General features: G+C 62.1%; 12 protein-coding genes and 1 pseudogene. 11 read left to right on the top strand and 2 right to left on the bottom strand.

From position 1 onward, the window contains the following. Nucleotides 1-32: 32 nt before the first annotated feature. Entirely contained in the window at nt 33-2252 is a 2220-nt protein-coding gene (locus C8K58_RS09820; protein WP_108573661.1) for a primosomal protein N', read from the bottom strand. 235 nt (nt 2253-2487) lie between these two features. Between C8K58_RS09820 and rpmE the strand changes: the two genes are divergently transcribed. The 3 genes from rpmE (at nt 2488) to C8K58_RS09805 (ending at nt 4992) form a co-directional block, all read left to right on the top strand. After that, a complete protein-coding gene (gene rpmE, locus C8K58_RS09815) occupies nt 2488-2721 on the top strand; it encodes a 50S ribosomal protein L31 (RefSeq protein WP_005784030.1) in 234 nt (77 codons plus the stop codon). A 14-nt stretch (nt 2722-2735) separates the two neighbouring features. Next, on the top strand, nt 2736-3542 hold the full coding sequence (locus C8K58_RS09810) for a thermonuclease family protein (protein ID WP_108573660.1): 807 nt from the start codon (nt 2736-2738) through the stop codon (nt 3540-3542). A 181-nt stretch (nt 3543-3723) separates the two neighbouring features. Beyond that, nucleotides 3724-4992, top strand: a complete 1269-nt coding sequence (locus C8K58_RS09805; protein WP_027605010.1) for a malic enzyme-like NAD(P)-binding protein — start codon at nt 3724-3726, stop codon at nt 4990-4992. Between the two features lie 200 nt (nt 4993-5192). Here the strand turns inward: C8K58_RS09805 and C8K58_RS09800 are convergent, their stop codons facing one another. After that, on the bottom strand, nt 5193-7652 hold the full coding sequence (locus C8K58_RS09800) for a penicillin-binding protein 1A (protein WP_371921650.1): 2460 nt from the start codon (nt 7650-7652) through the stop codon (nt 5193-5195). A 221-nt stretch (nt 7653-7873) separates the two neighbouring features. Between C8K58_RS09800 and pilM the strand changes: the two genes are divergently transcribed. The 8 genes and pseudogenes from pilM (at nt 7874) to gltB (ending at nt 19542) form a co-directional block, all read left to right on the top strand. After that, entirely contained in the window at nt 7874-8530 is a 657-nt protein-coding gene (gene pilM, locus C8K58_RS09795) for a type IV pilus biogenesis protein PilM (protein WP_108573722.1), read from the top strand. Next, nucleotides 8527-9078, top strand: coding sequence for a PilN domain-containing protein (locus C8K58_RS09790; protein ID WP_027605007.1), 552 nt, complete (start codon nt 8527-8529; stop codon nt 9076-9078). Before pilM ends, C8K58_RS09790 begins: the two co-directional genes overlap by 4 nt. Next, nucleotides 9075-10046, top strand: a complete 972-nt coding sequence (locus C8K58_RS09785; RefSeq protein WP_108573658.1) for a pilus assembly protein PilP — start codon at nt 9075-9077, stop codon at nt 10044-10046. The genes C8K58_RS09790 and C8K58_RS09785 overlap by 4 nt, the downstream gene beginning before the upstream one ends. A 129-nt stretch (nt 10047-10175) precedes the next feature. Further along, nucleotides 10176-11441 (top strand): annotated as a pseudogene (locus C8K58_RS09780) (type IV pilus secretin PilQ); the annotation flags it as partial. A gap of 4 nt (nt 11442-11445) precedes the next feature. After that, nucleotides 11446-11964, top strand: coding sequence for a shikimate kinase AroK (gene aroK / locus C8K58_RS09775; protein WP_003171222.1), 519 nt, complete (start codon nt 11446-11448; stop codon nt 11962-11964). A gap of 125 nt (nt 11965-12089) precedes the next feature. Further along, nucleotides 12090-13190, top strand: a complete 1101-nt coding sequence (aroB, locus tag C8K58_RS09770) for a 3-dehydroquinate synthase (protein WP_027605004.1) — start codon at nt 12090-12092, stop codon at nt 13188-13190. A gap of 10 nt (nt 13191-13200) precedes the next feature. After that, nucleotides 13201-14745, top strand: a complete 1545-nt coding sequence (locus C8K58_RS09765; protein ID WP_027605003.1) for an SPOR domain-containing protein — start codon at nt 13201-13203, stop codon at nt 14743-14745. A 351-nt stretch (nt 14746-15096) separates the two neighbouring features. Then, complete coding sequence (gene gltB / locus C8K58_RS09755) at nt 15097-19542, top strand: glutamate synthase large subunit (RefSeq protein WP_108573657.1); 4446 nt, start codon at nt 15097-15099, stop codon at nt 19540-19542. The last annotated feature ends 4 nt before the right edge of the window (nt 19543-19546 follow it).

Genomic DNA, 19546 nt, shown 5'->3' with positions numbered 1-19546 from the left:
CTTGCCAACCTTCGCAGGACCTATGGCCAGGCTTAATACAAATCTACCGGGTCTACATCCAACGACCATCGCACCTGGCGGCCACTGGGCATTTGCTCCAGCGCAAGTAACCAGCTACTTAATAGCCGATGCAGCGGTGCGCGGGACGTGGCCTGCAAGAGTAGCTGGGCACGATAACGCCCGGCACGACGCTCCATGGGCGCGGGCACCGGGCCGAGCAATTCGATGCCGCTCAGCCCCAGCTCGCCGAGCAAGCGTTCGGCGGCGCTGCAGGCTTCATCCAGAAAACCCTCGGCCTGCCCCGGTTTATGGGCTTCGGCGCGCAACAGCGCCAGGTGTGCAAAGGGCGGCAGGCCGGCGGAGCGGCGTTCGCTCAGCGCTTGTTCGGCGAAGGCAAAGTAGCCTTGTTCGGTCAGTTGAATCAGCAGCGGATGGTCGGCCAGGTGGGTCTGGATAATCACCTTGCCCGGTTCCTCGGCGCGCCCGGCACGCCCGGCGACCTGCACGATCAGCTGCGCCATGCGCTCGCTGGCGCGAAAGTCGCCGGAAAACAGGCCGCCGTCGGCATCCAGGATCGACACCAGGGTCACCCGGGGGAAGTGGTGCCCTTTGGCGAGCATTTGCGTACCCACGAGGATGCAGGGCTGGCCCTTCTGGATGGTGGCGAACAGCTGGTTCATCGCGTCCTTGCGCGAGGTGCTGTCGCGGTCGACCCGCAAAACCGGGTAGTCCGGGAACAGAATGCCCAGGCGCTCCTCGGCGCGCTCGGTGCCTGCGCCCACCGGACGCAGGTCGACCTTGCCGCACTGCGGGCAATGGCGCGGTACACGCTCCACATGGCCGCAATGGTGGCAACGCAGTTCGCCATGGCGCTGGTGCACGGTCATGCGCGCATCGCAACGCTCGCACTCGGACATCCAGCCGCAGTCATGGCACAGCAGGGTCGGCGCAAAGCCCCGGCGGTTGAGAAACACCAAGACCTGCTGGCCGGCCGCCAGGGTCTGGCCGATAGCTTGTTGCATCGGCCCGGAAATGCCGCTGTCCAGCGGCCGGCTTTTTACGTCCAGACGCAGGAAACGGGGTTGCTTGGCGCCGCCAGCGCGCTCGTTCAGGCGCAGCAGCCCGTAACGACCGGTGTAGGCATTGTGCAGGCTTTCCAGGGAGGGTGTGGCCGAGCCCAGCACAATCGGGATGTCTTCCTGGCGCGCGCGCACCAGCGCCAGGTCGCGGGCGTGGTAGCGCAGGCCTTCCTGCTGTTTATAGGAGCCGTCGTGTTCCTCGTCGATGATGATCAGCCCGGGGTTTTTCATCGGCGTGAACAGCGCCGAACGGGTGCCGATAATAATGTCGGCTTCGCCATCCCGCGCCGCCAGCCACGACTCCAGGCGCTCACGGTCATTGACCGCCGAGTGCACCAGGGCAATGCGTGCGTTGAAACGCTGTTCGAAGCGCGCCAGGGTCTGCGGGCCCAGGTTGATCTCGGGGATCAGCACCAGTGCCTGTTTGCCGGCCTGCAGGGTTTCGCGGATCAGCTGCAAATAGACTTCGGTCTTGCCGCTGCCGGTGACGCCCGCCAGCAGGAACGCATGGAAGCTGTCGAAACCTGCGCGAATCGCTTCATAGGCGGCGCGTTGTTCAGGGTTCAGCGGCAGTTCGGGCTGGGCCAGCCAGTGTTCGTGGCGCGGGTCGGGGGCGTGCCTGCGGATTTCCACCTGAACCAGGCCCTTGGCCAGCAACAGGTCGAGGCTGTCCTTGCTCAGCATCAGCTTGCTCAATAGCTGATGGGCGACGCCGTGGGGATGCTGGGCCAGGGTCGCCAGGGCTTCACGCTGGCGCGGGGCGCGGGCGATGCGCGGGTCGTCGAGGCGTGCGCCGGGCACCGTCGACCAGAAGCGCTCCTGGCGCGTTTCGGCCAGTTCGCCCTGGCGCAACAGCACCGGCAGTGCCCAGCTCAGCGTGTCACCGAGGCTGTGCTGGTAATACTGGGCGGTCCACAGGCACAGCTTGAACAATGCGGGCGGCAACGGCGGCGTGGCATCGAGCAGGGCGATGGCCGGCTTGAGCTTCTCGGCCGGCACGTCACTGTGGTCGGCGACTTCCACCAGGATGCCGATCATCTCTCGACGGCCAAACGGCACACGCACGCGCATGCCCGGCTGCAACTGCGCGCGCAGCACACCGGCCGGGGCCCGGTAGTCGAACAGGCGGCGCAGGGGCGAGGGCAGGGCTAGGCGCAAAATGGCGTCGGGCACGCGAGAGGTCTCATCTATAAAGGAAAGGCAGGCGGTGGCGCAGGGGCGGGAGCCTAGCAGACCGGGGGAGGCTTGGGGTAGCCGCCAGTTTTCTGATGAAAGGTGCTTTTATGTTGACACGCAATGGGTGTCGCCGCTTGCGCGTTTAAAAAGGTCTGGTAGAATCCGCGGCCTAATTACGTGCGGTATTCGACAATAGTGTCGAGTGGCGGCACGCTAGCCCGAGGAAGTCACCATGAAAGCCGATATCCATCCAGCGTACGAAACCATCGAAGTAACCTGCAGCTGCGGCAACAAGTTCGAAACTCGCTCGAACCTGTGCAAGCCACTGGGTACTGACGTATGCAACGAGTGCCACCCGTTCTACACCGGTAAGCAGAAAACTCTGGACACCGGCGGCCGTGTACAGCGCTTCGCAGATCGCTTTGGTGCTTTCGGCAAGAAGCCTGCTGCTACTCCAGCAGAGTAAGGCTCAAAAGCCTTATGGGCTTTTGCCAGCTGTTGAAAAAGGCGTCCCTTGCGGGCGCCTTTTTTGTGCCTGCGATTTGGGTGACGGCCGTGCAGGCCGAGGTATTCTGCCCCGCGCCGATGGCCCTGGCCCGCGTGGAAGTGCAGCGGGTAGTGGATGGCGACACGGTGCGCCTCAAGGATGGCCGCAGTGTGCGGATGATCGGTATCAATGCCCCGGAAACCGGCAAGAAGGGGCGCGCCGACGAGCCATTTGCAGTCGCGGCTCGTCAGCGCCTGCAGGCGCTGGTGGCTGCCAGCGGTGGTCGTGTCGGCCTGGTGCCGGGGCGTGAGCGCAAGGATCATTACGGCCGCACCCTGGCCCACCTCTATGGTGCCGACGGTGAGAACCTGGAGGCGCAACTGTTGGCCGAGGGCCTGGGGTTCCAGGTCGGCGTGGCGCCGAATGTCGATCTCGTCGCCTGTCAGCAGGCGGCTGAAAACAGCGCCCGTAAAGCGCGCCTGGGCCTGTGGCGCCAATCGCCGGTACAGTCTGTGGCGCAGCTCAAACGCTCCGGGTTTGCCGTGGTCAGCGGCCGGGTCAGCCAGGTAAAGCGCAATCGTGGCGGTATCTGGATTGAAATGCAGGGATCACTGGTATTACGCATCGCCCCTGTTCTGGTCAGCCAATTCGATGCTGCCACGCTCAATGGTCTGCAAGGCCGCACTGTTGAGGCGCGGGGCTGGGTACAGGATCGCTCGCGACGCGGCGGGCTGAAAAAAGGTCAGGCGCGCTGGCTTCTGCCGTTGACCGATCCGGGCATGCTCAAATCGACGCCTTGAGAAAAAATTGTAGACATTTTTTAAGTCGATTGTGAACAGTTGAGCCCTTGTATCCCGTGGCTCTTGGCCGAAAGTCTTAGTGCAGGGCCCTTGACACCTGTGACTGCCCAGTCTTGTAGGGACTTTACGACACGAGTATCCTCGGCGGTCCGTCGACCAACAGTAAAAGCGGAATGCCGATATGTCTGATTTGAAAACTGCCGCTCTCGAATATCATGCCCATCCTCGTCCAGGAAAGCTGAGTGTAGAGCTCACCAAAGCCACCGCCACCGCCCGCGACCTGTCGCTGGCCTACAGCCCTGGCGTGGCCGAGCCCGTACGTGAAATCGCCCGCGACCCCGAACTGGCGTACAAGTACACCGGCAAAGGCAACCTGGTTGCAGTGATTTCCGATGGCACCGCGATTCTCGGCCTGGGTAACCTCGGCCCACTGGCCTCCAAGCCAGTCATGGAAGGTAAGGGCGTGCTGTTCAAGCGCTTCGCCGGCATCGACGTTTTCGATATCGAAGTCGACTCCGAGAGCCCGCAGGCTTTCATCGACACGGTCAAGCGCATTTCCATCACCTTCGGTGGCATCAATCTGGAAGACATCAAGGCACCTGAGTGCTTCGAGATCGAAAAGGCCCTGATCGAGCAGTGCGACATTCCGGTATTCCACGATGACCAGCACGGCACCGCGATCGTCACCGCGGCCGGCATGATCAACGCCCTGGAAATCGCCGGCAAGACCCTGGCTGACGCCAAGATCGTCTGCCTGGGCGCCGGCGCTGCGGCCATCTCCTGCATGAAGCTGATCGTCAGCATGGGCGCCAAGCTGGAAAACATCTATATGGTCGACAGCAAGGGCGTGATCCAGTCCGAGCGTACCGACCTGAACCAGTACAAGGCGATGTTTGCCCACCCGTCCTCCAAGCGTACCCTGGCTGACGCCCTGAACGGTGCCGACGTGTTCGTCGGCCTGTCCGGCCCGAACCTGCTGAGCGCTGAAGGCCTGAAGTCCATGGCGGCCAACCCGATCGTGTTCGCCTGCTCCAACCCTGATCCTGAAATCGCCCCGGAACTGGCCCACGCCACCCGTGACGACGTGATCATGGCCACCGGTCGTTCGGACTACCCGAACCAGGTCAACAACGTGCTGGGCTTCCCGTTCATCTTCCGTGGTGCCCTGGACGTTCGCGCCAAGCGCATCAACGAAGAGATGAAAGTGGCTGCCGCCAACGCCCTGCGTGAACTGGCCAAGCTGCCCGTGCCTCAGGACGTGTGCGATGCCTACGGTGGCGCCAAGCTGGAATTCGGTCGTGAGTACATCATCCCGAAACCAATGGATAAGCGCCTGATCACCCTGATCTCCGATGCCGTGGCCAAGGCCGCGATCGAGACCGGTGTGGCCACCCTGCCGTATCCGAAAAACTACCCGCTGCAAAGCGTGGATGATGTGTTCAACGGCTAAGCCGCTGTAGCGCACCAACAAAAAGCCCCGGCTCTAGCGAGCCGGGGCTTTTTGCTGTGTGGTAATTAACTCGGAGAACCGAATGTGGGAGGGGGCTTGCCCCCGATTGCAGTGGGTCAGCTACAGATAAACTGGCTGGTCCACCGCTATCGGGGGCAAGCCCCCTCCCACATTGGATCTGTGTTTAAACACAGGCTCTGTCAGAACAGATCGATCGGCGCCGCTTCATCCGCCGGCAGCGGGCTGCCCGGTACGACGCCGTTGCCCAGTTCATTGACCGACGGCGGCGTATCTTCGCTCTTGAACAGTTCGAAGTACGCATTCGGCGTGCTCGGGGAGGCCGCACGGCCACTGACCGGGTCGATCCGCAGGCTGAGGATGCCTTCCGGCTCCGGTTGGGTGTGCAGCGGCTTATCCTTCAAGGCCGCGCCCATGTAGCTCATCCAGATCGGCAGCGCGACGGTACCGCCGAACTCGCGGCGGCCAAGGCTTTCCGGCTGGTCATAGCCGGTCCACACAGTGGTCACGTAGTCGGCGTTGTAGCCGGAGAACCAGGCATCCTTGGATTCGTTGGTGGTACCGGTCTTGCCCGCGATGTCCGCGCGCCCCAAGGCCAGGGCACGACGGCCGGTGCCTTTCTTGATTACGTCTTCCAGGATGCTGTTGAGGATATAGGTGGTACGGCCATCCACAATGCGCTCGGCCACGGCGGGTGCCTGCGGTTCGGTTGCAGCGGGGGGGGTAGTTGGCGCGGTTCCTGGGGTCGGCTCGATGGTGATACCGCCATTGCCTGGCGCCGCCAGGCCATCCGTCGCAGCGATGCCGTTGACCACATCACCCGGCACGCGTGGCGGGTTGGCGGTGAACAGGGTGTCGCCGTTGCGGCTTTCGATCTTGTCGATCAGGTACGGCGCGATCTTGTAGCCGCCGTTGGCAAAGGTGCTCCAGCCGGTGGCGATTTCCATCGGCGTGAGGGTCGCGGTACCCAAGGCCAGGGACAGGTTCGGCGGCAGGTCCGATTTGTTGAAGCCAAAGCGCGTGATGTAGTCGATGGTCTTGCCGACACCCATCGCCTGCAGCAGGCGGATCGACACCAGGTTGCGTGACTTGTACAGCGCCTCACGGATACGGATAGGGCCAAGGAAAGTGTTGGTGTCGTTCTTCGGGCGCCAGACTTTGTCCAGGTACTCGTCGACGAACACGATGGGTGCATCGTTGACCAGGCTGGCGGCGGTGTAGCCGTTATCCAGGGCGGCGCTGTAGATGAACGGCTTGAAGCTCGAGCCTGGCTGGCGTTTGGCCTGGGTGGCCCGGTTGTAGTTGCTCTGTTCGAACGCGAAGCCACCCACCAGGGCGCGGATTGCACCGTTCTGCGGGTCCAGCGATACCAGTGCGCCCTGGGCCAGCGGCACCTGGCTGAATTTCAGGCTGTCGTCCTTCTGGCGTTGCACGCGGATCAGGTCGCCCACTTGCGCGACATCCGACGGTTGCTTCGGCATCGGGCCCATGCTGTTGGTGTTCAGGAACGGGCGCGCCCATTTCATGCTGTCCCAGGCCACGTGGGCTTCGCCGGTGCGGGTCAGTACCTGCACACCATCTTTCTTCACCTGGGTGACGATGGCCGGTTCCAGGCCACTGATCGCGCGCTGTTTGCCCAGCTCGGCCGTCCAGGCGCTCAGGGTCTTGCCTGGCAGGCGCGACTCAGGGCCTCGGTAGCCGTGGCGCTGGTCGTAGGTGATCAGGCCGGAATGCACGGAGTCATTGGCGATCTCCTGCAAGTCGCTCGGAACCGTCGTGGTCACGCGGAAGCCTTCGGTGTAGGCCTCGCTGCCGTAACGACCGACCATCTCGGCACGCGCCATTTCGGCGATATACGGGGCATTCACTTCCGGCGTCGGCACGTGGTAGCTGGCGTTCAACGGCTCGGCCACCGCACTTTCATAGGCGGCCTGGTCGATCTTGCCCAACTTGTACATGCGCCCCAGGATCCAGTCGCGGCGCTCCTTGCTGCGCGCCGGGTTGGCCAGGGGGTTGAAGCGCGAAGGGGCCTTGGGCAGGCCGGCAATCATCGCCATCTGCGCCAGGCTGGCGTCACGAATCGACTTGCCGTAGTAGACCTGGGAGGCCGCCTCGATCCCGTAGGCACGGTTGCCCAGGTAGATCTTGTTGACGTACAGCTCGAGGATCTCGTCCTTGGTCAGCTGACGTTCGATCTGCAATGCCAGCAGGATTTCAGTGGCTTTGCGCGAAAAACTGCGCTCGCTGGTGAGGAAGAAGTTCTTCGCCACCTGCATGGTGATGGTGCTGCCGCCGGATTGAATGTGTCCGCTTTTTACCAGTTGCGTGGCCGCACGTACCAGGCTGCTGGGGTCGACGCCATAGTGGTTGGCAAAATTATCGTCTTCGGCCGACAGCAATGCGCTGATGAAATTAGGTGGAATGTCGGCAAAACGGATCGGTGTGCGGCGCATTTCGCCGAACTCCGCGATCAGCTTTTCATCGCTGCTGTAGACCCGCAAAGGAATCTGCAACTGGATACTTCTGAGGGCCTCTACGGAGGGTAAACCCGGACTAAGGTAGAGGTAGGCCCCGCTGAGTACGAGCAGCAGCCCGCAGACGATCGCGACAATGGAGTACCCGAAAAACTTCAGCAGACGGATCAAGGCTTTTGGATTTCCAGAGAAAAGAATGGGTTACGCGTCGGGGCATGCATGGCAAACGATGGATCGACCCGAGCTGCAGATAAAAAGCGGGGAAAAACGCTGGGCATTAAAGCATTTTTCGCCTTGGGGCGTCATTCGCGCCGGCTCAACAAGTCGACCGAATGCAGGGCTTCCGGCGGCAATCAGGCGTTAAGACAGGCAAAGCTTTGGGGAGTTTTATGGGAAAGGGATTTTTCAGGCGCAAAGTCGACACCGTCCTTGGCGTCGACATCAATGAGGCAGGGATCAGGCTGGTAGAGCTGAGCTGTTCAGCCAACCGTTACACCGTGCAGGGCTACGCCATACAGGCGCTGCCGGCCCAGGCGGTGGTCGACGGCGTCTGGCTGGACCTGGAAGGCATAGGCCATGCGCTGTACACGGCGCTGTCCCGGCTGCGCACGTCGGCCAGGCAGGCGGCAGTCGCCGTTTCCGGTCCTTCGGTCATTACACGGGTCATTGAAATGCAGGTGGGGCTTGGCGACGACGAAATGGCCCGGAGGATCCAGGTGGAGGCAGAGCAATACATTCCCTACCCGCTGGACGAGGTGGCGCTGGACTTTCAGGTCCAGGGGCCGTCGACGCTGGATCCCGCGCGGGTCGAGGTGTTGCTGGCCGCGTGTCTGAAGGAGCACGTCGAGGTCCGTGAAGCCGTGTTGGCCCTGGCGGGGCTGGTGCCCAGGGTGGTGGATGTCGAAGGGTTTGCATTGGCGCGCGCTTGCCGTCAGGATTTCGCCAGCTTCACGCCGGGTCATCGAGTCGATGGTGCCCAGTGGATCGTGGATGCCCCTGGGATGGGAGTCGCTTGCGGGTTGGCCCTGAGGAGTTTCGCTGGATGACACGAATCAATCTTTTGCCTTGGCGCCAGGCGCTGGCGGAGCGCAGGCGTAAATATTTCCTGATACTGCTGGTGGCGTTTGCCTGTGTCGCGCTCGCGACGGTGTGGCTGGCGGACCAGGTGATCGACCAGGCGATCGACCGGCAGGTGACGCGAAACGATCATGTGCGCAAGGACGTCGGCGTCCTGGACTCGCGTATCCAGACCATTGACGACCTCCAGGTGCAAAGCCAGCAACTGGCGGAGCGCATGAAAGTCGTGCAGGACCTGCACGATAATCGCTCCGCCGGTGCACAGCTGCTGGATCAGTTGGCCCGTGCGGTGCCCGACGGTGTGCATTTGCATGAGGTCGTGGCGAAGGGCGATACGGTGAGTATCAGCGGCAGTGCTGAATCCAGCCAGGATATTGCCCAACTGATGCGTCGCCTGGAGGCATCCGAAGGCGCCCACGCCACTCGCCTGCAGCATGTACGAACCGAAGGCGCTCGCGGCAACAATGAATTCCAGTTGATGGTGCGCCAGGGAGAATCTTCCGAGGCCCAGCCATGAGCCGGTCCTGGCTCGAATTTTCCGCGCTGACTCACAATGCTGCCAAATGGCCCTTACCTGGCAGGATCTTGCTGGGCTGTGCGCTGGCCGGCGTGGTGCTGTTGGTGGGCGACCTTGTGTACCTCAGCCCGTCGCGGGAGCGCTTGCGCGAGGTCGAGGTGCAGGAAGTGAGCTTGCAGCAGCAACTTGCGGAAAAAGCCGTCCTGGCTGCGGACCTTGAAGAGCGGGCTCGCCAGGTCCAGCTTATGCAGGAAAAGGTCAGCGGGCTTTTGCAGCAAATGCCCGAAGAGTCCGAAATGCCCGGCTTTCTTGAGGACATCGCCAGGATGGCGCTGGCCAACGGTTTGGTGATTGAGAGCGTCACTCCGCTGGATAAGCTGTCTAGGCCGTTCTATCACGAACAGCCCGTTCGCATCGGCGCCACCGGTACCTATCACGACCTGGCGACGTTTGTGAGTGCCCTGGGCGGCCTTTCGCGAATCGCCACGGCGCACGACATTGCCATAAGGCGGGATGGCAAGCTGCTGCGCCTTGATCTGCTGACCAAGACGTACTGGCATGAGCGACGAGGCATCAAGCGGGACGCGGCTGTCATGCAAGGGCAACCGTTTGTATACGGTGCTTCTGGTATTCGCGATCCGTTCCAGCCCATTGCCCTGCAAGTCGACCGCGCGCCAGGGCGGACGGCCGCTGCGCCGGACCTCGCTCGCCCGCGGGAAGCCTTGGAAGGCCACCCAATGGATCAGTTCGAGATGGTCGGCACGTTGTCCCGTGGGGCGCAGACCTTCGCCTTGCTGCGCCAGGCCTCGACCGTGCATCGCCTGGCAGTCGGTGACTATCTGGGGCCGGACCATGGTCGAGTTACAGCGATTCATGACGGCCATATCGAACTGGTCGAGTTGTTTCCCGATGAACAGGGGGGATGGCTGGAGCGTCCGCGAACCCTCGTGCTAAACGTCAACTCATAACGGAATCAAACAATGAAAAGGACTTTCTCGTCCTTCGGTGTGGCGCTATGGATAGCGTTCACGGCACCGATGGCTGCTGCTGTGCCCAATCGTGTGGACCTGATCCAGCTACCGCCTCCCGGCAGCGCGGATTCGGGCGTCTATAGCGGTGAAAAGTTGAACCTCAACTTCCAGGACATCGGACTACGTGCTGCCTTGCAGCAAATTGCCGACGTGGCGGGCCTCAATCTGGTGGTCGGCGATGACGTACAGGGCTCTATCACCCTGCGGCTCAAAGGCGTGCCCTGGGATCAGGCGCTGGACCTGGTGCTGCAAACCAAAGGCTTGGATAAACGGATAAAGGCTGGTGTCCTGCTGGTGGCGCCGGCCGAGGAGTTGGCTGCACGGGAACTGCTGGCGCTGGAGTCGCGCAAGCAGATGGCCGACCTGGCGCCGCTGCGCCGTGAGCTACTGCAAGTCAACCATGCCAAGGCGGCAGACCTGGCCAAGCTGTTTCAGTCGGTGAGCGGCTTTGAAGGCACGACCGATGAGCGTGGTTCAGTCGCAGTGGATGACCGCACCAATAACATCATTGCCTTCCAGACCGGCGAGCGCCTGGAAGAGTTGCGGCGGATCGTGGCGCAACTGGATGTGCCGGTGCGCCAGGTGATGATCGAAGCGCGGATTGTCGAGGCCAATGTCGACTACGACAAAAGCCTGGGCGCGCGCTGGGGTGGGCGGCTCACTCGCGGGAATTGGGCTGCCGGGGGGATCCAGAAGCCTTTGCCGGACGGTGCCCAGGCGCCGGAAAACGTGCCCGGCTCGCCATTTGTCGACCTGGGTTCACTCACGGGTACATCGGGACTGGGCATCGCCTTTATCACCGATAACCTCCTGCTGGACCTGGAACTGACCGCCATGGAGAAAACCGGCAATGGCGAAATCGTCTCGCAGCCCAAGGTGGTCACTTCCGACAAGGAAACCGCGCGCATTCTGAAGGGCACCGAAATTCCCTATCAGGAATCCACCTCCCAGGGTGCTACCTCGGTGTCGTTCAAGGAGGCGTCCCTGTCGTTGGAGGTCACGCCGCAGATCACCCCCGATGACCATGTGATCATGGTGGTCAAGGTCACCAAGGACGAGCCCGACTATCTCAACAAACTCAATGACGTACCGCCGATCAAGAAAAACGAGGTGAATGCCAAGGTGCTGGTCAAGGATGGCGAGACCATCGTCATCGGCGGGGTTTTCTCCAATACCCAAAGCAAAGTGGTAGATAAAGTGCCATTTTTGGGCGATGTGCCGTATCTTGGCCGCCTTTTCCGGCGCGATGTGCTGGCGGAGAAAAAATCCGAGCTGCTGGTATTCCTGACTCCGCGTATTATGAATAACCAGGCGATTGCTGTGAGTCGTTGATTCTGTGCGAAATTTGATTCTTGTAGGACCGATGGGGGCTGGAAAAAGCACCATCGGCCGATTGCTGGCCAAAGAGCTGCGCCTGCCATTCAAAGATTCCGACAAGGAAATTGAATTGCGCACGGGTGCCAATATCCCATGGATCTTCGATAAGGAAGGCGAGCTGGGCTTTCGCGACCGCGAGCAGGCGATGATTGCCGAGCTGTGCGGCTGCGATGGCGTGGTATTGGCCACCGGCGGCGGCGCGGTGATGCGCGATGAAAATCGGCGGGCGCTGCATGCCGGTGGTCGGGTGGTCTATTTGCATGCGTCAGTCGAGCAGCAGGTGGGGCGTACCGCCCGTGATCGCAATCGTCCTTTGCTGCGCACGGCAAACCCGGAAAAAACCTTGCGCGACCTGCTCGCGCTGCGCGATCCGCTGTATCGGGAAATCGCCGATCTGGTGGTGGAAACCGATGAGCGGCCGCCTCGGATGGTGGTTCTCGACATTCTCGAGCGCCTGCAACGGCTGCCACCCCGTTAAAGCCAGGCCCGAAATGCGCTATTCTCGGCGGCGCGCTATCACCCTGCGGGGTGTGGCGTAGAGCCATCAGGCAACGTCAGATCTCGACGTTACCGGTCGTCAATACATCTTCAACGCGGGGACACATGCAGACACTTAAGGTCGATCTAGGCGAGCGCAGCTACCCGATCCATATTGGCGAAGGTCTGCTGGACCAGCCCGAATTGCTGGCCCCGCACATTGCCGGGCGGCAGGTGGCAATCATCTCCAACGAGACGGTCGCGCCGCTGTATCTTGAGCGTCTGAGCCGCAGCCTGGCGGCGTACTCAGTGATCTCCGTGATTCTGCCCGATGGCGAAGCCCACAAGAACTGGGAAACCCTGCAACTGATCTTTGACGGCCTGCTGACCGCGCGCCATGACCGCCGAACCACCGTGATTGCCCTGGGCGGCGGTGTGATCGGCGACATGGCCGGCTTTGCAGCGGCCTGCTACCAGCGCGGCGTGGACTTTATCCAGGTGCCGACCACCCTGTTGTCCCAGGTCGATTCGTCGGTGGGCGGCAAGACCGGCATCAATCACCCCCTGGGCAAAAACATGGTCGGCGCGTTCTACCAGCCCCAGGCCGTGCTGATCGACACCGCGACCCTCAACACCTTGCCACCGCGGGAACTGTCGGCGGGCCTGGCGGAAGTCATCAAGTACGGGTTGATCTGCGACGAACCCTTCCTGGCCTGGCTGGAAGAACATGTGGACGCCCTGCGCGCACTCGACCAGGTGGCGCTCACCGAGGCGATTTCCCGCTCCTGCGCCGCCAAGGCGTTGGTGGTGAACGCCGACGAACGGGAGTCCGGTGTACGGGCCACCTTGAACCTGGGCCACACCTTCGGCCATGCGATCGAAACCCACATGGGCTATGGTGTGTGGTTGCATGGAGAGGCCGTAGCGGCTGGCACAGTGATGGCATTGGAGATGTCGCAACGTCTGGGCTGGATCAGCGCCCAGGAGCGTGATCGCGGTATTCGCCTGTTCCAGCGTGCCGGTTTGCCGGTTATCCCGCCGGAAGAGATGACCGAGGCGGATTTCCTCGAACATATGGCAATAGACAAGAAAGTGATCGACGGTCGCCTGCGACTGGTGCTGTTGCGCCATATGGGCGAAGCGGTAGTGACCGACGATTATCCGAAAGAGATTTTACAGGCCACGCTGGGAGCGGATTACCGCGCCCTGGCTCAGCTGAAAGGTTAATAAGATCCCGATGACTAGTTTGCATGCCGACGAGGCGTTCCTCGGCCATTACCAGTTAAGCCACGACCCTTTTGCTCCACGGGTGCCTGGTTTCAAATTTTTCCCGGCCCAGCGCAAGCCGGTGCTGGGGCAACTGCACCATCTCGCGCGCTACAGCCAACTGCTGCTGGTCGTCACGGGCCCGTTGGGCAGCGGCAAGACCTTGCTGCGCCAGGCCCTGGTGGCCAGCACCAACAAACAGTCCGTACAGAGCGTGGTGGTGTCGGCCCGTGGTGCCGGTGATGCGGCGGGCGTGCTGCGTCAGGTAGCCCAGGCGCTGGACGTCGCCACTGCCGAGCCGAATGCGATCCTCAAGCAGGTGGTGCAACTGGGTCTGACCGGCCAGGAAGTCTACCTGCTGGTGGATGACGCCGAGCAGCTCGACGAATCCGCCCTGGAAGCGCTGCTGGCGCTGGCGGCGGGCACGCCGGAAGGTCGCCCCCATGTGTTCCTGTTCGGTGAATCGTCGTTGATCGCCGATCTGGAGCAGATCAGCGGTGATCAGGAGCTGTTCCACGTTATCGAACTGCAGCCGTACGAAGAGGACGAAACCCGGGAATACCTGGCTCAACGCCTCGAAGGCGCAGGGCAGGGCATCGAACTTTTCTCCGCTGCGCAGATCTCTGATATTCACGAAAGCTCCGACGGCTGGCCTGGCACCATCAACCAGGTCGCCCGCGATGCCATGATCGAAGCCATGATTGCCAGCCGCTCTGCGGTCAAGCGTCCAAAGATGGGGTTCACTATGCCTAAGAAGCACGTATTGGCAATTTCCGCCGTTGTCGTGGTTGCGGTTGCCGCCGCCTGGTTGATTCCGGGTCGCAGCAAGGCACCGACCACCGCCGGTGCGCCAACCGAACAGGCGCAGTTGCCACTGGGCAAGCCCACGCCGAATGTCGAGTTCGCCAATTCCGGTCAGCCGACCAACCTGCCGATGGTGGGCCAGCCGGTGATGCGTGGCCCGCTCGCCGAAGAAGCCGGTGGTATCTCCGAAGGCGACGACGGTGTGCCGGTGGAAGGCTCCAGCGCCACACCGCCGACCGTGACCACTACTGCGCCACCTGCGGGCGTTCCCGCAGGTACGCCAGCGACCCCTGTGGCGCCCGCCGCCAAGCCGACCCCGGCACCGACCGTTGCCACTGCCAAGCCTGCGGCGCCAGTGGCGAAGCCGGCTCCGGCGCCAGCCGCCAAACCGGCTGAAAAGCCGGCAGCCACCGTCGCCAAGGCCGGCAGCAGCTGGTACAGCAGCCAGCCCACCGGCAACTTCGTCGTGCAGATCCTCGGCACCAGCTCCGAAGCGAACGCCCAGGCGTTCGTGAAAGAGCAGGGCGGCGAATACCGTTATTTCAAGAAAGTGCTCAACGGCAAGCCTCTCTACGTGATCACCTACGGCAGCTTCCCAAGCCGTGCCGCAGCTGATTCCGCCATCAAAGCCTTGCCAGCGAAGGTTCAGGCTGGTAAACCTTGGCCTCGCACTGTCGCCAGCGTTCAACAAGAACTGGCAGCAACTCGCTGAAGATCCGGCGGCCTTACCCAGGCCGCCCTCCCGGCACCTCAAAAAAGATCGCAAGGCGTGCAGCCCCTCCAGGCCGCGCGCTTTGTGGTGTCTGCGTTACAGTAGCTTTTGAGTCGTAGCGGTCAGAATTAAAAAAGTTTTGACTAGCACAGCATATCGCTTTAAACCTTTCATAAATGCGACATAGATTTGCGACATTTCGTCGCTAAATTTGTGAGCGTTCGTGTCGGTGTGTACAATGACCTCCCTTTTGCCCCCGCTAAGCCGGCGTACGTTCGGCGTGGAAGGTAACCGGTTGAATTGAAAAGAAATTTGCCTCGATATAAGAGGCAGCCTGGTGAGAAAGTGTCTATGAAAGCAGGTCTGTACCAACCCGATGAATTCAAGGATAACTGCGGTTTCGGCCTGATAGCCCATATGCAGGGCGAGCCCAGTCATACCCTTTTGCAAACGGCCATCGAGGCCCTGACCTGCATGACCCACCGCGGTGGGATCAACGCCGACGGCAAGACCGGTGACGGTTGCGGCTTGCTGATTCAAAAGCCCGACCAGTTCCTGCGCGCGGTCGCCAAAGAGCATTTCGCGGTCGACCTGCCCAAGCAGTACGCCGTGGGCATGGTGTTTTTCAACCAGGACCCGGCCAAAGCCGAAGCCGCTCGCGAGAACATGAACCGCGAGATCGTCGCTGCCGGCCTGCAGCTGGTGGGCTGGCGCAAAGTGCCGATCGACACCAGCGTGCTCGGCCGCCTGGCCCTGGAGCGCCTGCCGCAGATCGAACAAGTGTTCATCGCAGGCGACGGCCTGAGCGACCAGGACATGGCGATCAAGCTGTTCACCTCCCGTCGTCGCTCGTCCGTGGCCAACGCCGCCGATGCCGACCACTACATCTGCAGTTTTTCCCACAAGACCATCATTTATAAAGGCCTGATGATGCCGGCGGACTTGACCGCCTTCTATCCAGACCTGAGCGATGAGCGCCTGCAAACCGCCATTTGCGTGTTCCACCAGCGCTTCTCCACCAACACCCTGCCGAAATGGCCGCTGGCCCAGCCATTCCGCTTCCTCGCCCACAACGGCGAGATCAACACCATCACCGGCAACCGCAACTGGGCCGTGGCCCGTCGCACCAAGTTCGCCAACGATTTGATGGACCTGGAAGAACTCGGCCCGCTGGTCAACCGTGTGGGTTCCGACTCCTCCAGCATGGACAACATGCTCGAACTGATGGTCACCGGCGGCATCGACCTGTTCCGTGGCGTGCGCATGATCATTCCGCCTGCGTGGCAGAACGTCGAGACCATGGACCCGGACCTGCGTGCATTCTACGAGTACAACTCGATGCACATGGAACCGTGGGACGGCCCGGCCGGCGTGGTCATGACCGACGGTCGCTACGCGGTGTGCCTGCTCGACCGTAACGGTCTGCGCCCGGCCCGCTGGGTCACGACCACCAACGGTTTCATCACCCTGGCCTCGGAAATCGGCGTGTGGGACTACAAGCCGGAAGACGTGATCGCCAAAGGCCGTGTAGGCCCTGGGCAGATCCTCGCCGTGGACACCGAAACCGGCCAGATCCTCGACACCGATGCCATCGACAACCGCTTGAAGTCCCGTCACCCGTACAAGCAATGGCTGCGCAAGAACGCCCTGCGCATCCAGGCGACCATGGAAGACAACGACCACGGTTCGGCGTTCTACGACATCGACCAGCTCAAGCAGTACATGAAGATGTACCAGGTCACGTTCGAAGAGCGCGACCAGGTGCTGCGCCCGCTCGGCGAGCAAGGCTACGAGGCGGTCGGCTCCATGGGCGATGACACGCCGATGGCCGTGCTGTCCCAGCGCGTGCGCACGCCGTACGACTATTTCCGCCAGCAGTTCGCCCAGGTGACCAACCCACCGATCGACCCGCTGCGCGAAGCCATCGTGATGTCCCTGGAAGTCTGCCTCGGTGCCGAGCGCAACATCTTCCAGGAGTCGCCTGAGCACGCCTCCCGCGTGATCCTCAGCTCGCCGGTCGTTTCCCCGGCCAAGTGGCGTTCGCTGATGACCCTGGAGCGCCCGGGGTTCGACCGCCAGATCATCGACCTGAACTACGACGAGAGCCTCGGCCTTGAAGCCGCTGTGCGCAACGTCGCCGACCAGGCCGAAGAAGCCGTGCGCGCCGGGCGTACCCAGATCGTGCTGACCGACCGTCATATCGCTCCAGGCAAGTTGCCGATCCACGCTTCGCTGGCCACCGGCGCGGTGCACCACCGCCTGACCGAAAAAGGCCTGCGCTGCGACTCCAACATCCTCGTGGAAACCGCCACCGCCCGCGACCCGCACCACTTTGCGGTGTTGATCGGCTTCGGCGCCTCGGCGGTGTACCCGTTCCTCGCTTATGAAGTGCTGGGTGACCTGATCCGTACCGGCGAAGTACTGGGCGACCTCTACGAGGTGTTCAAGAACTACCGCAAGGGCATCACCAAGGGCCTGCTGAAGATCCTGTCGAAGATGGGTATCTCCACCGTCACCTCCTACCGTGGCGCGCAGCTGTTCGAAGCCATCGGCCTGTCGGAAGAAGTTTGCGAGCTGAGCTTCCGTGGCGTGCCGAGCCGCATCAAGGGTGCGCGGTTCGTCGACATCGAAGCCGAACAGAAAGCCCTGGCCGCCGAAGCCTGGAGCGCGCGCAAGCCGATCCAGCAAGGTGGCCTGCTCAAGTTCGTGCACGGTGGCGAATACCACGCCTACAACCCGGACGTGGTGAGCACCCTGCAAGCCGCCGTGCAGCAGGGCGACTACGCCAAGTTCAAGGAATACACCGCGCTGGTGGATAACCGCCCGGTGTCGATGATCCGCGACCTGTTCAAGGTGAAGACCCTGGATACGCCGCTGGCCATCAGCGAAATCGAACCGCTGGAATCGATCCTCAAGCGCTTCGACTCTGCCGGTATTTCCCTCGGTGCCTTGTCCCCTGAGGCCCACGAAGCCCTGGCCGAAGCCATGAACCGCCTGGGCGCGCGTTCCAACTCCGGTGAAGGCGGTGAAGACCCGGCGCGCTACGGCACGATCAAGAGCTCGAAAATCAAGCAGGTTGCCACTGGCCGTTTCGGTGTGACCCCGGAATACCTGGTCAATGCCGAAGTGCTGCAGATCAAGGTGGCCCAGGGCGCCAAGCCCGGTGAGGGCGGCCAGCTGCCGGGCGGCAAGGTCAATGGCCTGATCGCCAAGCTGCGTTATGCGGTACCGGGCGTGACCCTGATCTCGCCCCCGCCGCACCACGACATCTACTCGATTGAAGATTTGTCGCAGCTGATTTTCGACCTGAAACAAGTCAACCCGCAGGCCCTGGTCTCGGTGAAACTGGTCGCAGAAGCGGGCGTCGGTACCATCGCCGCCGGCGTGGCCAAGGCCTATGCCGACCTGATCACCATCTCCGGCTACGACGGCGGCACCGGCGCATCGCCGCTGACCTCGATCAAGTACGCCGGCGCACCGTGGGAACTGGGCCTGGCGGAAACCCACCAGACCCTGCGCGGCAACGATCTGCGCGGCAAAGTGCGGGTGCAGACCGACGGTGGCCTGAAAACCGGCCTCGACGTGATCAAGGCCGCCATCCTCGGCGCCGAGAGCTTCGGCTTCGGCACCGCGCCGATGATCGCCCTGGGCTGCAAATACCTGCGCATCTGCCACCTGAACAACTGCGCCACCGGCGTCGCCACTCAGAACGAAAAGCTGCGCAAGGATCACTACATCGGCACCGTCGACATGGTGGTGAATTTCTTCACTTACGTCGCCGAAGAAACCCGTGAGTGGCTGGCCAAGCTGGGCGTGCGTTCCCTGGAAGAGCTGATCGGTCGCACCGACCTGCTGGACATCCTCGAAGGCCAGACCGCCAAGCAACAGCACCTGGACCTGACGCCGTTGTTGGGCAGCGATCACATCCCTGCAGACAAGCCACAATTCTGCCAGGTGGATCGCAACCCGCCGTTCGACAAAGGCCTGCTGGCCGAGAAAATGGTCGAAATGGCCGGTTCCTCGATCAACGACGCCATTGGTGGCGAATTCGCCCTGGATATCTGCAACTGCGACCGTTCCATCGGCGCACGCATCTCCGGCGAAATCGCGCGCAAGCACGGCAACCAGGGCATGGCCAAGGCGCCGATCACCTTCCGCTTCAAAGGCACTGCGGGCCAGAGCTTCGGCGTCTGGAACGCCGGCGGCCTGCACATGTACCTGGAAGGCGACGCCAACGACTACGTAGGCAAGGGCATGACCGGCGGCAAGCTGGTCATCGTTCCGCCCAAAGGCAGCGTCTACAAGACTCAGGACAGTGCCATCATCGGCAACACCTGCCTGTACGGCGCCACCGGTGGCAAGCTGTTCGCCGCCGGTACGGCCGGTGAGCGTTTCGCCGTGCGTAACTCCGGTGCCCACACCGTGGTGGAAGGCACGGGCGATCACTGCTGCGAGTACATGACCGGTGGCTTTGTCGCGGTACTGGGCAAGACCGGTTACAACTTCGGTTCGGGCATGACCGGCGGTTTCGCCTACGTGCTCGACCAGGACAACACCTTCGTCGACAGGGTCAACCACGAGTTGGTCGAGATCCAGCGGATCAGCGGCGAAGCCATGGAATCCTACCGGAACCACTTGCAGCACGTGCTGGACGAGTACGTCGAGGAGACCGGCAGCGAATGGGGGCGTAACCTCGCTGAAAACCTCGATGATTACCTGCGTCGTTTCTGGCTGGTCAAGCCCAAGGCTGCCAACCTGAAATCGTTGCTTTCCAGCATCCGTGCCAACCCGCAGTGATATG

This window comes from Pseudomonas sp. GV047, from assembly GCF_003058245.1.
GTDB lineage: Bacteria > Pseudomonadota > Gammaproteobacteria > Pseudomonadales > Pseudomonadaceae > Aquipseudomonas > Aquipseudomonas marginalis.
This window is presented reverse-complemented; position numbering and strand designations above follow the sequence as displayed.